Origin of the sequence: Hyphomonas sp. BRH_c22 (assembly GCF_000961795.1) — a bacterium.
Taxonomy (GTDB): domain Bacteria; phylum Pseudomonadota; class Alphaproteobacteria; order Caulobacterales; family Hyphomonadaceae; genus Hyphomonas.
On record NZ_LADU01000057.1, the window covers coordinates 1 to 16,231 of the forward strand.

The window sequence follows — 16,231 nt, forward strand, 5'->3', positions numbered from 1 at the left end:
AGGGGCTCGACGCCGCCATGCTCGACCGGCTCGCCCTGGACGAAGGCCGCGTCGATGGCATCGTGGCCGGCGTCGAGGCGATTGCCGCGCTGCCCGATCCCATCGGCCGCGAAATGGCGCGCTGGACCCGGCCGAACGGGCTGGACTTTGCCCGCGTCGCCGTGCCGCTCGGCGTCATCGGGATCATCTATGAAAGCCGTCCGAATGTGACCGCCGATGCCGGCACGCTCTGCCTGCGTTCGGGCAATGCGGCGATCCTGCGCTGCGGATCGGAAAGCACGCGCTCGTCACATGCGCTGGTCGATGCCATGCGCTCGGCGCTGACGAGTGAAAACCTCCCGGCGGACGCGATCCAGCTCGTCGGCACGACCGACCGCGCCGCTGTCGGGCACATGCTCTCCGGTCTTGGCGGGCAGGTTGACGTGATCGTCCCGCGCGGCGGCCGCAGCCTGGTCGAACGGGTCCAGAAGGATGCCCGCGTGCCCGTGATCGGGCATCTTGAGGGCCTCTGCCACATGTATGTCGATGCCGCCGCCGACCCGCAAAAGGCGGTCGATCTCGTCGTCAACGCGAAGATGCGCCGGACCGGCGTGTGCGGCTCGCTGGAAACGCTGCTGATCGATGCAGCCGTCGCCGACACACTGCTGCCGGTCATCGGGGCCGCCCTGACAGATGCGGGCTGCGAACTGCGCGGCGATGCACGCGCCCGCGTGATCGTTCCGAGCATGAAAGTCGCGACGGAAGAGGATTGGGGTACCGAGTATCTCGCCCCGGTCCTGTCCGTCGCCGTGGTTGACGGCCTCGATGGCGCGCTGGCGCATATCGAACGCTGGTCATCCGGTCATACCGATTCCATCGTGACCGAAGATGCCGGCGTCGCGGAAAAATTCCTGGCCCGCGTCGACAGCGCCATCGTGCTGCATAATGCCTCCACCCAGTTTGCCGATGGGGCCGAGTTCGGCTTCGGCGCTGAAATCGGCATCGCGACCGGACGCATCCACGCGCGCGGCCCGGTCGGCGCCGAACAGCTCACGATCTACAAATATGTCGTGAGAGGCACGGGGCAGACCCGTCCTTGACACGCCTGACGCTTCCGGGACCGGCACGAGGCCTGCGGATCGGCCTGTTTGGCGGAAGCTTCAACCCGGCCCATTCCGGCCACCTCCACGTCGCCGAAACGGCGATGAAGCGGCTCCAGCTCGACTGGGTCTGGTGGATCGTCGCCCGCGGCAACCCTCTGAAAAAATCGCACGGCGATTTTGAAGCCCGCCTGGCTTCGGCACGGGCCGTGGCGGTCAATCCGCGCATGATCGTCACGGACATCGAGGCGCAGCTCGGCCTGACCTACACGGCCGACACGCTCGCTGCGATCGTCGCCCGTGCGCCGCAAGCCCATTTCGTCTGGCTGATGGGGGCCGACAATCTGGTCGGCTTTCACCTCTGGGAAAACTGGCAGGGCATTGCGCAAACCCTGCCCATCGCGATTGTTGCCCGGCCGGGCGTTGGTCCGGGCGCGCGCAACTCGCCTTTCGCCCGCCGGTTTGCCCGCAGCCGCGTCCCTTCGGCCGCCGCCCGCGCCCTCGCCACCACCCTGCCTCCCGCCTGGACCTACCTGACCGCCCCGCTCGACCCCACCTCATCCACCGCCCTGCGCGCGGACCATCCATGACCCGGACACACGTCGATATCGAACGCCACAAACGCCATATCCTGCTCAAGGAAATTGGCGGTCCCGGCGTGCAGAAGCTTCTTGCCGCCTCGGTGTCGATTGTCGGGGCAGGGGCCCTTGGCGGCCCGTGCGCGCTCTATCTCGCGGCAGCCGGAATCGGCCATATCGAAATATGGGACGATGATATCGTTGACCGCTCAAACCTGCAGCGCCAGGTGCAGTTTGGAGAGGCCGATATCGGAGGTTCCAAGGCCGAAATCCTGGCCGAACGACTGCAGACCGCCCACCCGGATTCCCGCATCACCTGGCATCGCCACAGGTGGAGCGAAAGCCACCCACTGGCCGGCAGCGTGCTTGTCGACGCGACCGACAATTTCCCGGCGCGCTACGCCCTCAACGCCGTCGCCCATGCCACCGGGCGCCCGCTCATTCACGGCGCCGCCGCCGGATGGACAGGCCAGGTCAGCGTGTTCGCGTCAGGCCTGATACCGGATGCCCCCTGCTATCGCTGCTGGGTGCCGGAGACACCTCCCGATGCGCAGGGCTGCGATGAGGTTGGCGTTGTCGGCGCCCTCACCGGCATGGTCGGTGCGGCGATGGCGCTCGAAACCGTCAAATGGATCACCGGTTCCGGCACGCCGCTGGTGGGGCGGCTTCACCTGATTGACGCGCTCTCGGGCACGTCACGTACCGTCGGGTTGCGAAGAGATGCAACCTGTAGTGTTTGCAGCGAATCACGTGTTGATTGACAGGCTCACCGCCGTCTCCCCTAGTGCGGTCTGAAAAAAGTTCCGGGGAGGATCTATTCCATGTTCAAGCGCCTTGTGGCCATCATCGTGACACTTGCCATCATCCTGGCGGCGGGCTGGTACGTCCTGCGCCGGCCGGACATTGCTTTTGACCGCCTGGAATCACTTTACGCCAATGCCGAGAGCAAGTTCATGCCGATGGGCGAAAGCGGACGCATTCATTACCGTGATGTCGGGCCCCGCAAGGCGCCTGTTCTGGTGCTGGTGCATGGGTTCTCGGCCTCACTTCATACATGGGAACCCTGGGTCAGCGGCCTGCGCCAGGATTACCGCGTCGTCTCGCTCGACCTTCCCGGGCATGGCCTGTCGCGCTGCCTGAATGTCGCCGAGACGGGCGTGCCGCAATTTGTTGAGGTCATCGATCATCTGACCACAGAGCTTGGCATTGAACGCTTCACCCTTGCGGGCAGTTCGATGGGCGGCCACACGGCGTGGAACTATGCCCTTGCCCACCCTGAAAAGCTTGACGGGCTGGTCCTCGTGGATGCGTCAGGCTGGCCGAAATCGGATGACGAGGCGGCGTCCTCGCCCCTCGTGTTCAAGCTGCTGGCCAATCCCGTCGCGCGCAGCGTGATGAAGGATCTCGACATGACGGGATTGATCCGCAGCGGCCTCGAAGACAGTTTCGCAGACCCGTCGCTGGTCACCGAGGGAATGGTCCAGCGGTATGCGGCGCTTGGGCGCGCACCCTGTCATCGCGAGGCGATTCTCAATCTGATGACAGGCCGGGCAGACCGCACGGGGGCCAGTGACGAGAAGCTCGCGCCGATCAAGGCGCCGACACTGATCCTGCAGGGCGAGGCGGACAATCTGGTCCCGGCCGACCACGGCAGGAAGTTCAACGCCGCCATCGCCGGGTCGGAGCTCAGACTCTACGCCAATGTGGGGCATCTGCCGCAGGAAGAAGCCGCGGAGCAATCGCTCGCAGACCTCAGGGACTTCCTGTCAGGCCGTGTGTACGTTCCGGGTCCGGCTGCCGAACCGGCCGAGATTCCTGCCGAATAGCGGCGCGTTTCCGGTCAGGAAACGCGTTCGACCATCATGTGCTTGATCTTGGCGATGGCCTTGGCCGGGTTGAGGCCCTTCGGGCAAACCTGCGCGCAGTTCATGATCGTGTGGCACCGGTACAGTTTGAACGGGTCTTCCAGGTCATCCAGGCGCTCGCCCGTAGCTTCATCGCGGCTGTCGATCAGCCAGCGATAGGCCTGCAGCAGCGCAGCCGGGCCGAGATACTTGTCGCCATTCCACCAGTAGGACGGGCAGGAAGTCGAGCAGCAGGCGCACAGGATGCACTCGTAGAGGCCGTTCAGCTGGTTGCGGTCTTCCTCGGACTGTTTCCATTCCTTTTCCGGGTCTGGCGTGACCGTTTTCAGGAAGGGCTGCACATAGGCGTGCTGCGCATAGAAATTGGTCAGGTCGGGGATCAGGTCCTTGACCACGGGCAGGTGGGGAAGGGGCGAGATCGAGATCACGCCGCCGGGCAGCTCGTCAAAGCCCTTGGTGCAGGCAATCGTGTTGTGGCCCGCAATGTTCATGGAGCAGGAACCGCACACACCTTCGCGGCACGAGCGGCGGAAGGCCAGCGTCGGGTCAATGTTGTTCTTGATGTAGAGCAGGACGTCCAGGATCATCGTCCCGGCCTTGTCCAGGTCCACCCAGTAATGGTCCCAGCGGGGATTGCCGCCCTCTTCGGGGCTGTAGCGGTAGATCCTGAACTGGCGCAGGTTTGTGGCGCCCTGCGGCTTCGGCCAGGTCTTGCCCTTGCCGACTTTGGAGTTCTTCGGAAGTGTTAGTTCGACCATCTCAAAACCCCTAGTAAACCCGTGCTTTTGGCTCGATATACGCGATCTCGTTCGACATCGTGTAATCGTGCACGCCGCGATAATCGATCGTCACCTTGCCGGCATTATCGACCCAGGCGAGCGTGTGTTTCATCCATTTTGCGTCGTCGCGTTCGGAGAAGTCCTCGCGGGCGTGGGCGCCGCGGCTTTCTTCCCGGTTGGCCGCCGAATTCACCGTAACCGCCGCCTGTGCGATGAGGTTGTCGAATTCGAGCGCTTCGAGCAGGTCCGTATTCCAGACCATGCCGCGATCCGTCACGTCGAGACCCGGCAGTTTCCTGTAGACCTCGTCGATCGCCTCGATGCCTTCGCGCAGCACGTCGCCGGTACGGAACACGGCGCAATTTCCCTGCATGGCCTTCTGCATCTCGAGGCGCAGCTTGGCGACCGGCTGGTCGCCGGCGGCGTTGCGGATCCGGTCAAAGCGGGCGAGGTGGCCGTCGGTGGCGCCCTTTGGCAGTTCCGGCTGGGTCGCCCCGGCTTCGGTCGTCGCGCCGCAGCGCAGGCCGGCCGCGCGGCCGAACACGACGAGATCGATCAGAGAGTTGGAGCCGAGGCGGTTCGCCCCATGCACCGACACGCAGGCCGCCTCGCCCACAGCCATCAGGCCGGGCACGACAGAGTCCGCATCGCCATTCTTCTTGGTCAGCACTTCGCCATGATAGTTCGTCGGGATGCCGCCCATGTTGTAGTGCACGGTCGGCAGGACCGGGATCGGTTCCTTGGTGACATCGACGCCCGCAAAGATCTTCGCGGTTTCCGAAATGCCCGGCAGGCGCTCGGCCAGAACGGCGGCGCCAAGGTGCTCGAGGTGGAGGTAGATATGGTCCTTTTCCGGGCCGACACCGCGCCCTTCGCGGATCTCCACGGTCATCGCGCGCGAGACAACGTCGCGCGAGGCGAGGTCCTTCGCGCTGGGCGCATAGCGTTCCATGAAACGCTCGCCCTCGGAATTGGTGAGATAGCCGCCTTCGCCGCGCGACCCTTCAGTGATCAGGCAGCCGGAGCCATAGATGCCGGTCGGGTGGAATTGCACGAATTCCATGTCCTGCAGCGGCAGGCCGGCGCGCAGCACCATGGCATTGCCGTCGCCGGTGCAGGTATGCGCGGATGTGCACGAGAAGAAGGCGCGGCCATAGCCGCCGGTCGCCAGGATCGTCTTCTGCGAGCGGAAACGGTGCAGCGTGCCGTCATCGAGTTTCCAGGCCGTCACGCCGCGGCAAACGCCCTCGTCATCCATGATCAGGTCGAGGGCGATATATTCGATGAAGAACTCGGTCTCTTCGCGCACGCACTGGCCGTACAGCGTGTGCAGCATGGCGTGGCCGGTCCGGTCAGCGGCTGCACAGGTGCGCTGCACGGGCCCCTGGCCGAAATCGCGCGTCATGCCGCCAAAGGCGCGCTGGTAGATCTTGCCCTCGTCGGTGCGCGAGAAGGGCATGCCCCAGTGCTCAAGCTCGTAAACGGCGGCCGGTGCCTCGCGGCAGAGATATTCGATCGCGTCCTGGTCGCCGAGCCAGTCAGACCCCTTGACGGTGTCATACATGTGCCAGCGCCAGTTATCCTCGCCCATATTGCCGAGCGAAGCGGCGATGCCGCCCTGTGCGGCCACCGTGTGCGAACGGGTCGGGAAAACCTTGGTGATACAGGCCGTTTTCAATCCGGCCTGGGCCGCGCCCAGCGCGGCGCGAAGGCCGGAGCCGCCTGCGCCGACAACGACGACGTCGTACGTATGGTCTATGAATTTGTAATCGGTCATCTTGGTTTCTCCCGCCGCGCCCATCAGGCGCCGGCGCCAATCCACAGTTTCAGGACAGACAGCGCGACCGTCACGAACAGCGCGATTACCGCGAAGCTGTTCAGGATCAGGAGCGCCGAGCGTGTGCCTGTCTTGGCGATATAGTCCTCAATGACGATCTGCATACCAATGCGCATGTGATAGAACGCCGCGCCGGCTGTCAGGATCAGCAGGATTGCGTTCCACGGCTTACCGGCCCACTCGGCTGCCCCGTCATAGCCGGCCGATGAGGCGCTGATCACCGAAAACAGGAACCATGGCACCAGGAAGGCGAGGGCAATGGCCGTAACGCGCTGGCGGATATGGTCGGTCGTGCCGCTCTTGGCCGACCCGAGGCCGCGGGCGACCTTGGCGGGCGTGAGGTATTGGCTCTTTGCCATGGTGAAGTCCCCTTAAAGCCAGACCGCAGTGGCCCAGATGGCCACCGAACCGAGAACGGCAAAAGCATAATTGAAAACGGAAACGGCGCTGGCCGTCTTCGGATCGAAGCCGATGTGCGGGCCGTCCCAGAACAGGAAACGGATACCGTTCGCGAAGTGGAACAGGACGGCGACCATCCAGAGGAAAAGGATCACCTGGCCGGGAATCGACGCGATCACGGGCTCGAACAGGGCAAAAGTCTCAGGGCCGCTGGCCAGCGCGATCAGCCATGCCGCAATCAGGAAGGTTCCGAAATACATTGCCATGCCGGTGAACCGGTGCGTGATCGAGGCCAGCATGGTCGCGTGGTATCGCCAGATTTGCAGATGGGGTGACAGGGGGCGGGGATCGGCCCGGTTGGTGCCTGACATGAAAGCTTACCTTACCTGTAATGAAACGCTTGGCTTCGGGTTCTAGGCGCCTCTATGATCCTGTCAACGTGAACGGCGTCGGGAGCGACAATATGAAACCGCTTTTTCTGGGCCTTGGCCTGTTACTCATGCCCATGCTGTGCGCCGCCCAGCCTGCCGGTGACCCACTCGATCCCCTGATCGTCGAATACGAAGCCTATGTCAGGGACGTGAATCCCGAGAAAGCGGCCCGCGACGAAGGCAAGACGGCCCGTCAATGGCGCGATGTCAGCCCGGACGCCATCGCGGCCCAGACCGCGACGGCCGAAAGCCTTTTCGAGCGGATCGAAGCGGCTGAAACGGCGCGCAGTGTCGACAAGGCCATCCTGAAGCGGCTGCTGCGGTCAGATCTTGATGACGCCCAATTTGACGCAGCGCGCATTCCGTTCACCGGTGACTGGGGCTTCCAGGCCGAACCCGTGTTCGCCGCCATGCAGGCAAAGCTCGATTCGCAGGAAGATGCCGAAGCATGGATCGCGCGCCTGAATGACGTGCCGCGCTATTTTGCAGAGAACATCGAGAACATGCGCCGGGGCGTGGCCACCGGATGGACCGCCAGCGCCGATCCGCTGGCAACCATGACCGACCAGATTCGCGAGCAGATCGTCAGTGATCCGGCCGAAAGCGGCCTCTACAAGCCATTCGCCAGCCTGCCGGCAGACATGGACGCAGAAACAGCCGCCCGGCTGCGGGTTGAAGGTCTGGAGGCCGTCGCGCGCGCCATCACCGCCTACAGGGATACGCTCCATTTCATCGTCACGGAATATGCGCCGCACGTGCGCGCGGGCGCCGGGATTGCCGGCCTGCCGGGGGGCCATGATGCCTATGCCGCAGCTGTGGAGCATCACACGGCGGGGGCGGGCTATTCACCGGTCGAAATCCATCAGCTTGGCGAGCGTGAAGTCGCGCGCATCCGGGCTGAAATGGAAGCGATCATCGATGAAATCGGCTTTGACGGCAGTTTTGCCGACTTCCTCGCTTTCCTGCGCGCCGATCCGCAATTCTATGCCCAATCGGACGCGGAACTGATGGCCAAGGCATCCGAGATCGCCGCACGCATGGACGCCATGCTGCCGGACTATTTCGGCCGCCTGCCGAAACTTCCCTATGATGTTGAACCGGTGCCGGACGCCATCGCGCCGGGCTATACAACCGGCCGCTACGTGGAGGGCGATCCGGAGGAAGGCCGTCATGGCATCTATTGGGTCAACACCTATGCGCTGGAACAGCGTCCCCTGTACGAATTGCCGGCCCTGACGGCCCATGAAGCCGTGCCCGGGCACCATCTCCAGATCGCGCTCAGCCAGGAAATGAGCAACCAGCCGGAATTCCGGCAGGATTATTATGCGACGGCGTTTGGCGAAGGCTGGGGGCTTTATTCCGAATACCTGGCCGGCGAAGCCGGCATGTACCAGACGCCGTATGAGCGCTTTGGCGGCCTGTCGATGGAGATGTGGCGCGCCTGCCGGCTCGTCGCTGACACGGGGCTGCACTGGTATGGATGGACAAGGGACGAGGCCGAGGCCTGCTTCACGGACAATAGCGCGCTGGCGCCGCTGAATATCGACATCGAGGTGACGCGCTACATGGGCTGGCCGGGCCAGGCCGTGGCCTACAAGGTGGGTGAGTTGAAGATCCGCGAATTGCGGGCAGCGGCCAAAGAGGCGCTGGGCGATGCCTTCGACATCAGGGCTTTCCACGATGCCGTTCTGGAAGAAGGCGCCATTCCGCTTGATGTGCTCGATACGCGCATCAGCGCATGGATTGCCGGGCAGCAAGCCGGGCCCCCTGCCGCCCCATGAAGCTGACCATCATTGAAACGGGCCTCGTTCCGGCGCCCATCCGTGCATCCTTCGTGGACTATCCGTGCATGGTTCGTGCACTTGTCCGTGCATCCGATCCGGACATGGAGTTCGAAACGGTCTCGGTGATCAAGGGCGAGGTTTTGCCCGATCCCGGCGCACTGGATGCGGTATTGATCACCGGCTCTCCCGCAGGCGTCTATGACGATGACCCGTGGATAGCGCCGCTGATGGATTTCATCCGGTCTGCAGCGGATGCGCGCCTGCCGCAGGTGGGCATCTGCTTCGGGCACCAGATCATGGCCGAGGCGCTCGGCGGCAAGGTGATCAAGTCGCCGAAAGGCTGGGGCATCGGCCGCCACACCTATGAGATCAAGGCGTGTCCGGACTGGGCTGGCGACTGTCCGGCGACAATATCGGTGGGCGTTAGCCACCAGGACCAGGTGGTCGTTCTGCCGCCTGATGCAAACCTGCTGGCAGCGTCGGATTTCACGCCCATTGCCGCGATAGACTATGGCTGGACGCCGGCAATATCCTTCCAGTGCCACCCGGAGTTCAGCGCGGAATATTGCGCGGCGCTGTATTCGATCCGCAGGGGAGGGGCCTTGTCCGATGAGGCCGTCGACGCGGCGGTCCGGAGCCTTGCGCAGCCCCTCGACAATCAGCGTCTCGGGACATGGATCGCCGCATTCCTCAGGCGTCGGGGATGCCGGTGATTAACAAACGGTAATGGTTTGCATCATATGGCGCAGCGGATGCATGATGTATCCGCAACGGTACATTCCTGGTCCGGGGACGCAGAACATTCTGGAGACGCAACGCACATGATGCCCAAACCGCTCACCGCTATCAAACCGAATACGCTCGAATTCGAAATCCTGCCTCTGGTCAAGCCGACCGGCTTTCGCGAGTATGATGCACGCTGGTGGTTCAACGGAATCGGGCACGAAAAAGAGCCCGAACTCAACTTCACCGGCGTCCAGGCCCTGGGCCTCGGCATGGCGACACTATTCCATGAAATGGGTGTGCCGCCGAAAGTGGTTACGGGCCATGATTTCCGGTCGATCAGCCAGCCCATCAAGAATGCTCTTATCCTCGGTCTCGTCCAGGGCGGCTGCGACGTGCTGGACGTGGGCCTTGCCTTGTCGCCGATGGTCTACTGGAGCCAGTTCGAGCTCGATGCCGCCTGCTGCGCTATGGTGACGGCAAGTCACAACGAGAACGGTTGGACCGGCGTGAAGATGGGCGCGGACCGTCCGTTGACTTTCGGGCCCGTCGAAATGGGCCGCCTGAAGGAGATCGTCATGGGCGGCGATTTCCAGCCGCGGGCCGGCGGGGGGCATCACCGCGTCGATGGGATGCGCGAGAAATATATCGCGTCGGTGGCCGATGGCGTGAAACTGTCGCGTCCGATCCGTGTGATTGCCGCCTGCGGCAATGGTACGGCGGGCGCGTTCGCCCCGGACGCCTTGCGTGCAATGGGCGCTGAAGTCATCGAGATGGACTGCAATCTCGACAACACGTTCCCGAAATACAACCCGAACCCCGAAGACGCCGAAATGCTGCACGAGATGTCCAAGGCCGTGAAGGAACTCGGCGCCGACATCGCGCTCGGTTTTGATGGCGACGGCGATCGCTGCGGCGTGGTCGACAATACAGGCGAGGAAATCTATGCCGACAAGATCGGTCTGATGCTGGCGCGCGACCTGTCCCGGAATTTCAAGGATGCGACGTTCGTTGTCGATGTGAAGTCCACGGGCCTCTACAAGACCGACCCGGTCCTCAGGGAAAACGGTGCCACGGTCGATTATTACAAGACTGGCCACTCCTACATCAAGCGGCGCACGAATGAGCTCGGCGCGCTCGCAGGCTTCGAGAAGTCGGGCCACTTCTTCTTCCGCCCGCCCATAGGGCTTGGCTATGACTGCGCCCTGACCGCAGCCAAGGCGATCCTTGAAATGCTCGACCGCAATCCGGGCAAGACCATGGCTGACCTGCGTGACGAACTCGGTGTCGCTTATACGTCCCTCACCATGTCGCCGCATTGCGGGGATGAAGTGAAGTATGATGTCGTAGACCGCATGGTCGCCGAATACGAAGCCCTTAACGGGACAGAAATTCTCGGCCGCAAGGTCGTTGATGTGAACACGGTGAACGGTGCGCGCGTCACGCTCGAGGATGGCAGCTGGGTGCTTATCCGGGCATCTTCGAACAAGCCGGAACTGGTTGTGGTGGTCGAATCCATGGCGAGCGAGGTCGACATGCGCGATCTCTTCCACAAGGAAATCAAACCGCGTCTCGGCAAACATGCCGAGGTTGGCGCCTACAATCAGGAGATCTGAGGCCCATGGCGCTCAATCCCAACTATGCCGCTGTTTCCGGACGCCAGCAGGCAACCGAGCGCTGGGCAGTCGTGCTGCCGGGTGAATTCAATCGCCGCGAGGAAGAATCGGGACTTTGCTACTGGCGCCCGGGCCTCACGGTCTGGCTGACCGCGTATGGCACCGAAGACGGCATGTCGATCGGGGACCGGATGACGCGAGACAGGTCCAAGGCGTCACCAGCGGCAACCGACATGGTCGAGAGCCTGGAGAATGGTGTCGGGCGTCTGAGCTATTGCCTGACGGAGGCGCGGCCGGACGGCGCGACCGTGCAGGGACTGTACAGTTTCGCCCACGCCGCCGACGGCCAGGTCATGGTCGCCGCATATTTCGACGATGGATCAGAATTGGAAACAGCCAGACGCATCTCCGGTTCCATCACCTATACTGGCTGACGAAGCGGCCCCTGCGGCACCCTCTTGACCTGATGGCTCAAAAATCGCACCCGTCGCGCCATCGATTTTCGGGCCTTAGAAAAGGAAGTAACCATGCGTGTGGCAATGATCGGCACAGGCTATGTCGGCCTGGTATCAGGCGCCTGCTTCGCAGATTTCGGGCATGTGGTGACATGCGTCGACAAGGATGCTTCGAAGATCGAGCGCCTGAAGAACGGCATCATGCCCATCTACGAGCCGGGACTCGATGACCTGGTTGCAAGCAACGTCAAGGAAGAACGCCTCTTCTTCACGACCGATGCCGCCGACGCGATCAAGGATGCAGACGCTGTCTTCATTGCCGTCGGCACGCCATCGCGGCGCGGCGACGGTCATGCTGACCTGTCTTATGTTTATGCGGCGGCCGAAGAGATTGCGGGCCTGATGGATGGCTTCACCGTTGTGGTAACCAAGTCGACCGTGCCCGTCGGTACAGGTGACGAGGTGGAAGAGATCATCCGCAAGGCGCGGCCTGACGGGGATTTCGCTGTTGTGTCCAATCCGGAATTCCTGCGCGAAGGCGCCGCGATCAAGGATTTCAAGATCCCGGACCGCGTTGTCGTCGGAACCGATGATGAGCGTGCCCGCCAGTTGATGCGCGAGCTCTATCGCCCGCTTTTCCTCAACGAGACGCCGATCCTGTTTACCGAGCGCCGGACGTCGGAACTCATCAAGTATGCTGCCAACGCATTTCTGGCCGTGAAAATCACTTTCATCAACGAGATGGCTGACCTCTGTGAAAAGGTTGGTGCGAATGTTCAGGAAGTGTCGCGCGGCATCGGCCTTGATAACCGGATCGGCAGGAAATTCCTGAATGCCGGGCCGGGCTATGGCGGCAGCTGCTTCCCGAAAGACACACTGGCGCTGACCAAGACAGCGAATGATGCCGGCGCGCCTGTTCGCATTGTCGATACGGTCGTCGCAGTTAACGCGGCCCGCAAGAAGGCCATGGCGGCCAAGATCATTGGCGCAATGGGCGGGGACGTCAAAGGCAAGACAATCGGTGTGCTGGGCCTGGCATTCAAGCAGAACACGGATGACATGCGCGATGCGCCGAGCCTCGACATCTTGCCCGCCCTGATGGCCGCGGGCGCCAAAGTCCGCGCCTTTGATCCGGAGGCAATGACCGAAGCGGGGCATCTGCTGGAAGGCGTGGAATTCGCGTCAAGCCCTTATGCGGCCATCCAAGGCGCCGACGCCATGGTCATAATCACGGAATGGGATCAGTTCCGCGCGCTCGATTTTGATCGGGTAAAAGCTGCGCTCAACTCCAATATCGTGGTAGACCTGCGCAACATCTATTCCCCCGAAGATATGGCGGCCCGCGGGTTTGCCTATACGTCCATCGGGCGGCCTTGAATTCAACTCGCAAAACCAGACCGGAAACCTGACATGAAATTCTTCGTTGATACCGCAGACACCAAGGATATTGCCGAGCTGGCTGCAACCGGTCTGATTGACGGTGTGACCACCAACCCTTCCCTGATTGCCAAGTCAGGCAGGCCGTTTGCGGAAGTCATCAAGGAAATTTGCGGGCTGACCGCTGGCCCGGTGAGTGCCGAAGTTGTTGCCACCGATGTGGAGGGCATGGTCAGCGAGGGCCGCAAGCTTGCCGCGATCGCCGAGAATGTTGCCGTAAAGCTGCCACTGACGTGGGACGGCCTGAAGGCGTGCCGCACATTGTCGGACGAGGGAACGGCCGTAAACGTGACGCTGTGCTTCTCGGCAAACCAGGCGCTGCTCGCCGCCAAGGCGGGCGCCGCTTTCATCTCGCCATTCATCGGCCGCCTCGACGATATCAATATCGACGGCATGGAACTGATTGCCGACATCCGCCAGATCTATGACAATTACCTGTTCGACACCGAAATTCTCGCCGCGTCGATCCGCACGGCGAACCATGTGAAATTGTCGGCCCTCGCAGGCGCAGACGTCGCCACGATGCCGCCAAACGTGATCAAGAGCCTGGCCAATCATCCCCTGACCGACAAGGGCCTCGAGGCCTTCCTGGCTGACGCGAAGAAAGCGGATATCAAGGTCTAGGCCATGACCGAGGCAGAAGGCCCGAGGGGCCGGGTCCTGATTGTGGCGGGGTCGGATTCGGGCGGTGGCGCGGGAATCCAGGCCGACATCAAGACGGTGACAATGCTGGGTGGCTACGCCATGACGGCGGTCACCGCCATCACTGTTCAGGACACGAAGGGCGTGCACGGCGTCTGGCCGGTGCCGGCCGATGCGGTGCTGGGCCAGATCAGGGTCACACTGGCGGATATAGGCGCGGACGTGATCAAGACCGGCATGCTTGGTTCTGCCTCACTGGTGGAAGCCATCGCTGAATGCCTCGATCAGGCTGCGCAATTGGTTCCGCGGGTCATTGACCCGGTTATCGTCGCCACATCAGGCGACCGGCTGGTCGATGTGAAGGCCGTCGAGGCGATAAGATCCGAGCTTATTCCGCGCGCGCGCCTTGTGACACCGAATGCGCCGGAAGCCGAAATCCTGACCGGGAAGGCTGTCGAGACTGTGGATGGCCAGCGCAGGGCGGCAGAGCGCTTGCTTGAACTTGGCGCGCATGGCGCCCTGGTGAAGGGGGGGCACATCGGCGGGAACAGGATCACCGATGTGTTGCAGACCACGACGGGCGAATGGATTTTTGAAGGCCCCCGACTCGTGACGATGTCGACACACGGCACCGGATGCACGCTGGCGTCCGCGATTTCTGCCTATCTTGCGCAAGGTGCAAGTGTTCCGGATGCGGTTGAAAAAGCGCGAGACTACCTGACGGGGGCCATTCGCACCGCGAAAGGGTTTGGCCACGGGCACGGTCCTGTCCACCACGGCTGGATCGTGGATCGCGACAGATAGCGCCTCAGCATTGGGCATTTGAGCGCTACGGGGAGCCCAATGCGATAGAAAAGCTGAAAGCCCGATTACGATTTCTGGTTTTCCGTCGGCGCGGACATGTGCGACATGACAGGCTTTCTGATGGAGCCATTCCGATGCCTGCGCTACCTTTCTATCAAGTCGATGCGTTTGCCTCGAAACCGTTCGAGGGCAACCAGGCCTGCATCATGCCGCTTGAGGCGTTTCTGCCGGACGATGTCATGCTGGCCATCGCGGCCGAGAACAATGTGGCCGAGACCGCCTTCATTGTCCGTACAGGCGAAGACAGCTGGAACTTGCGCTGGTTCACCCCTGCCGTGGAAGTGCCGCTTTGCGGCCACGCCACACTCGCCGCCGCACACGTCCTGTTCGCCCATGAAGGGTTTGCTGGCGGCACGATTGGCTTCGACACCGTGAAGTCCGGCCGGCTGACTGTCCGCAAGCTGGATGATGGACGTCTCGAGATGGATTTTCCCTCAGCGCAGGTGAGCGAGATTGACGTATCCGATGACGTTGTGTCGGCGCTTGGCGCGCGGCCTTTGCAGGCCTGGGGCGGGATGTTCTATGCGGCGCGGTTCGCGACGCCCGAAGACGTTCGCGCTCTGGCGCCCGACCTGAAGGCCCTGAAGCGTCTCGGCGCGCCAGGCGAGGGGTGGGACCGCGGGAACTTTGGGTGCTTTGCGCCCGGCGGCGACGGCGTTGACGTCACGAGCCGCTTCTTTGCGCCCGGCAGCGGCATCGATGAGGACCCGGCAACCGGAAGCTGGCACACGATGCTCGCGCGCGTCATGTCTGAATATTCCGGGAAAGACAGGCTCACTTGCTTCCAGGCCTATCCGGGCCGGGGAGCGCAGGTTGATACGCACTTGCAGGGGGACCGTGTGAAGCTCGGCGGCCGCGCCGTGACTGTGATCGAGGGTCGGTTCCACATCTAGGACCGATCTGCCCGGACGTTGCGCCTTGATGGTACCTCTGGCCGGACTCGAACCGGCACTCTGTCACCAGAAACGGATTTTGAATCCGTCGCGTCTACCAGTTCCGCCACAGAGGCCCTCTTCAGGGAAGGCCTCTCCTGCCGCATGGCAGTATGTCATGTCAATCGTCTCGACGCGGCCAGCAAAGATCGATAACACGACGCGCATGACAACAGCTTCCATGCCTGCGGCCCTGACGCTCCTTCAAACCCTAGAGGCCATGGCCGAGCGAGCACCTGAGGATGGGTTCACGCTCCGCGAGATACTTGACCAACTCGACGAAAGTGCGTTCGGCGCCGGCCTGTTCTTTTTGGCGCTGCCCTGCTGCATCCCTTTCCTCTACGGTGTTCCCCAGGTCGTTTCGCTTCCCATGATGGCGCTTGCCGGGCAAATGGCGGCTGGCCGGGACCAGCCATGGATGCCGGACAAGTTCAGCCAGCGCAAAATTGACCGTAAGGGCCTGACCCAAATGGCCAAAGGCGGGCGAAAATGGCTCGGCTGGATCGAAACCTTCTCCAAGCCCCGACTGACCGGCATAACGGGCAGGCGTTCAGAGCGCATCATCGGACTGTTTCTGTGCCTTTTCAGTGCATCCATCATGGTGCCCCTGCCAATGACCAATACCGTGCCCGGGTTTGGCGTCGCCCTGGCGAGCTTCGGGCTGATAAACAAGGACGGCGTACTGGTGATTCTCGGTCTGCTTCTCGGGTTCGCATGGGTCTTCGGTCTCGTCGTGCTCGGTCCCGTGGCATTGCTGGCAGCGATCGGGACGCTCAAGGACTGGGTGATCGGTTTCACGGCATCGTGACG

The 16,231-nt window shown here is 62.6% G+C and carries 17 protein-coding genes and 1 tRNA gene; 13 read left to right on the plus strand and 5 right to left on the minus strand.

Translation table 11 applies throughout. From position 1 onward, the window contains the following. The 4 genes from VR74_RS07255 to VR74_RS07270 form a co-directional block, all read left to right on the plus strand. Window positions 1–1,079 (plus strand): glutamate-5-semialdehyde dehydrogenase (locus tag VR74_RS07255; RefSeq protein ID WP_045695553.1); only part of this gene is annotated, 1,079 nt, incomplete at its 5' end. Further along, window positions 1,076–1,669, plus strand: coding sequence for a nicotinate-nucleotide adenylyltransferase (locus VR74_RS07260; protein WP_045695554.1), 594 nt, complete (start codon window positions 1,076–1,078; stop codon window positions 1,667–1,669). The genes VR74_RS07255 and VR74_RS07260, both read left to right, overlap by 4 nt. Next, window positions 1,666–2,418 (plus strand): HesA/MoeB/ThiF family protein, encoded by a 753-nt coding sequence (locus VR74_RS07265; protein WP_045695556.1) that lies wholly within the window; start codon window positions 1,666–1,668, stop codon window positions 2,416–2,418. Before VR74_RS07260 ends, VR74_RS07265 begins: the two co-directional genes overlap by 4 nt. 60 nt (window positions 2,419–2,478) lie before the next feature. After that, window positions 2,479–3,483 carry an alpha/beta hydrolase gene (locus VR74_RS07270; protein ID WP_045695557.1) on the plus strand — a complete coding sequence of 335 codons (1,005 nt, stop codon included), beginning with the start codon at window positions 2,479–2,481 and terminating at the stop codon, window positions 3,481–3,483. A gap of 14 nt (window positions 3,484–3,497) precedes the next feature. Here the strand turns inward: VR74_RS07270 and VR74_RS07275 are convergent, their stop codons facing one another. Genes VR74_RS07275 through sdhC form a run of 4 tightly spaced genes read right to left on the minus strand, consistent with a single transcriptional unit; the run spans window position 3,498 to window position 6,908 of the window. Beyond that, window positions 3,498–4,280, minus strand: a complete 783-nt coding sequence (locus VR74_RS07275; protein WP_045695559.1) for a succinate dehydrogenase iron-sulfur subunit — start codon at window positions 4,278–4,280, stop codon at window positions 3,498–3,500. Window positions 4,281–4,290: 10 nt separating this feature from the next. Further along, on the minus strand, window positions 4,291–6,078 hold the full coding sequence (gene sdhA, locus VR74_RS07280) for a succinate dehydrogenase flavoprotein subunit (RefSeq protein ID WP_045695587.1): 1,788 nt from the start codon (window positions 6,076–6,078) through the stop codon (window positions 4,291–4,293). 23 nt (window positions 6,079–6,101) lie between these two features. Next, window positions 6,102–6,497 carry a succinate dehydrogenase, hydrophobic membrane anchor protein gene (gene sdhD / locus VR74_RS07285; RefSeq protein WP_045695560.1) on the minus strand — a complete coding sequence of 132 codons (396 nt, stop codon included), beginning with the start codon at window positions 6,495–6,497 and terminating at the stop codon, window positions 6,102–6,104. Window positions 6,498–6,509: 12 nt separating this feature from the next. Further along, on the minus strand, window positions 6,510–6,908 hold the full coding sequence (gene sdhC / locus VR74_RS07290; RefSeq protein WP_045695562.1) for a succinate dehydrogenase, cytochrome b556 subunit: 399 nt from the start codon (window positions 6,906–6,908) through the stop codon (window positions 6,510–6,512). A gap of 92 nt (window positions 6,909–7,000) precedes the next feature. Between sdhC and VR74_RS07295 the strand changes: the two genes are divergently transcribed. The 8 genes from VR74_RS07295 to VR74_RS07330 all read left to right on the plus strand — a co-directional run bounded on the left by VR74_RS07295 (window position 7,001) and on the right by VR74_RS07330 (window position 15,382). Then, window positions 7,001–8,749 carry a DUF885 domain-containing protein gene (locus VR74_RS07295; RefSeq protein ID WP_299949820.1) on the plus strand — a complete coding sequence of 583 codons (1,749 nt, stop codon included), beginning with the start codon at window positions 7,001–7,003 and terminating at the stop codon, window positions 8,747–8,749. Beyond that, the gene (locus VR74_RS07300) at window positions 8,746–9,465 is read left to right on the plus strand and encodes a type 1 glutamine amidotransferase (protein WP_045695563.1); all 720 of its coding nucleotides are present in this window, start codon (window positions 8,746–8,748) and stop codon (window positions 9,463–9,465) included. Before VR74_RS07295 ends, VR74_RS07300 begins: the two co-directional genes overlap by 4 nt. Before the next feature lie 111 nt (window positions 9,466–9,576). Further along, window positions 9,577–11,091, plus strand: a complete 1,515-nt coding sequence (locus VR74_RS07305; RefSeq protein WP_045695590.1) for a phosphomannomutase/phosphoglucomutase — start codon at window positions 9,577–9,579, stop codon at window positions 11,089–11,091. 5 nt (window positions 11,092–11,096) lie between these two features. Then, complete coding sequence (locus VR74_RS07310; RefSeq protein ID WP_045695565.1) at window positions 11,097–11,525, plus strand: hypothetical protein; 429 nt, start codon at window positions 11,097–11,099, stop codon at window positions 11,523–11,525. Window positions 11,526–11,618: 93 nt separating this feature from the next. Then, window positions 11,619–12,923: a UDP-glucose/GDP-mannose dehydrogenase family protein gene (locus VR74_RS07315; protein WP_045695566.1), complete on the plus strand. Its 1,305-nt coding sequence runs from the start codon at window positions 11,619–11,621 to the stop codon at window positions 12,921–12,923. A gap of 33 nt (window positions 12,924–12,956) precedes the next feature. Beyond that, window positions 12,957–13,607, plus strand: a complete 651-nt coding sequence (gene fsa, locus VR74_RS07320) for a fructose-6-phosphate aldolase (protein ID WP_045695568.1) — start codon at window positions 12,957–12,959, stop codon at window positions 13,605–13,607. A 3-nt stretch (window positions 13,608–13,610) separates the two neighbouring features. Continuing rightward, a complete protein-coding gene (gene thiD / locus VR74_RS07325; RefSeq protein WP_045695569.1) occupies window positions 13,611–14,429 on the plus strand; it encodes a bifunctional hydroxymethylpyrimidine kinase/phosphomethylpyrimidine kinase in 819 nt (272 codons plus the stop codon). 134 nt (window positions 14,430–14,563) lie between these two features. Then, a complete protein-coding gene (locus tag VR74_RS07330) occupies window positions 14,564–15,382 on the plus strand; it encodes a PhzF family phenazine biosynthesis protein (RefSeq protein WP_045695571.1) in 819 nt (272 codons plus the stop codon). A gap of 29 nt (window positions 15,383–15,411) precedes the next feature. Here the strand turns inward: VR74_RS07330 and VR74_RS07335 are convergent. After that, a tRNA-Leu gene (locus VR74_RS07335) sits at window positions 15,412–15,498 on the minus strand. Window positions 15,499–15,539: 41 nt separating this feature from the next. On the opposite strand from VR74_RS07335, the gene VR74_RS07340 reads away from it, so the two are divergent. Beyond that, window positions 15,540–16,229, plus strand: coding sequence for an exopolysaccharide biosynthesis protein (locus tag VR74_RS07340; RefSeq protein ID WP_299949824.1), 690 nt, complete (start codon window positions 15,540–15,542; stop codon window positions 16,227–16,229). The last annotated feature ends 2 nt before the right edge of the window (window positions 16,230–16,231 follow it).

Excerpts from the sequence above, each read along its gene's own strand:
- VR74_RS07265 (WP_045695556.1), top strand. The coding sequence starts at position 1,666 with ATGACCCGGACACACGTCGATATCGAACGCCACAAACGCCATATCCTG.
- VR74_RS07270 (WP_045695557.1), top strand. The coding sequence starts at position 2,479 with ATGTTCAAGCGCCTTGTGGCCATCATCGTGACACTTGCCATCATCCTG.
- VR74_RS07275 (WP_045695559.1), bottom strand. The coding sequence starts at position 4,280 with ATGGTCGAACTAACACTTCCGAAGAACTCCAAAGTCGGCAAGGGCAAG.
- sdhA (WP_045695587.1), bottom strand. The coding sequence starts at position 6,078 with ATGACCGATTACAAATTCATAGACCATACGTACGACGTCGTCGTTGTC.
- sdhD (WP_045695560.1), bottom strand. The coding sequence starts at position 6,497 with ATGGCAAAGAGCCAATACCTCACGCCCGCCAAGGTCGCCCGCGGCCTC.
- sdhC (WP_045695562.1), bottom strand. The coding sequence starts at position 6,908 with ATGTCAGGCACCAACCGGGCCGATCCCCGCCCCCTGTCACCCCATCTG.
- VR74_RS07295 (WP_299949820.1), top strand. The coding sequence starts at position 7,001 with ATGAAACCGCTTTTTCTGGGCCTTGGCCTGTTACTCATGCCCATGCTG.
- VR74_RS07300 (WP_045695563.1), top strand. The coding sequence starts at position 8,746 with ATGAAGCTGACCATCATTGAAACGGGCCTCGTTCCGGCGCCCATCCGT.
- VR74_RS07305 (WP_045695590.1), top strand. The coding sequence starts at position 9,577 with ATGCCCAAACCGCTCACCGCTATCAAACCGAATACGCTCGAATTCGAA.
- VR74_RS07310 (WP_045695565.1), top strand. The coding sequence starts at position 11,097 with ATGGCGCTCAATCCCAACTATGCCGCTGTTTCCGGACGCCAGCAGGCA.
- VR74_RS07315 (WP_045695566.1), top strand. The coding sequence starts at position 11,619 with ATGCGTGTGGCAATGATCGGCACAGGCTATGTCGGCCTGGTATCAGGC.
- fsa (WP_045695568.1), top strand. The coding sequence starts at position 12,957 with ATGAAATTCTTCGTTGATACCGCAGACACCAAGGATATTGCCGAGCTG.
- thiD (WP_045695569.1), top strand. The coding sequence starts at position 13,611 with ATGACCGAGGCAGAAGGCCCGAGGGGCCGGGTCCTGATTGTGGCGGGG.
- VR74_RS07330 (WP_045695571.1), top strand. The coding sequence starts at position 14,564 with ATGCCTGCGCTACCTTTCTATCAAGTCGATGCGTTTGCCTCGAAACCG.
- VR74_RS07340 (WP_299949824.1), top strand. The coding sequence starts at position 15,540 with ATGTCAATCGTCTCGACGCGGCCAGCAAAGATCGATAACACGACGCGC.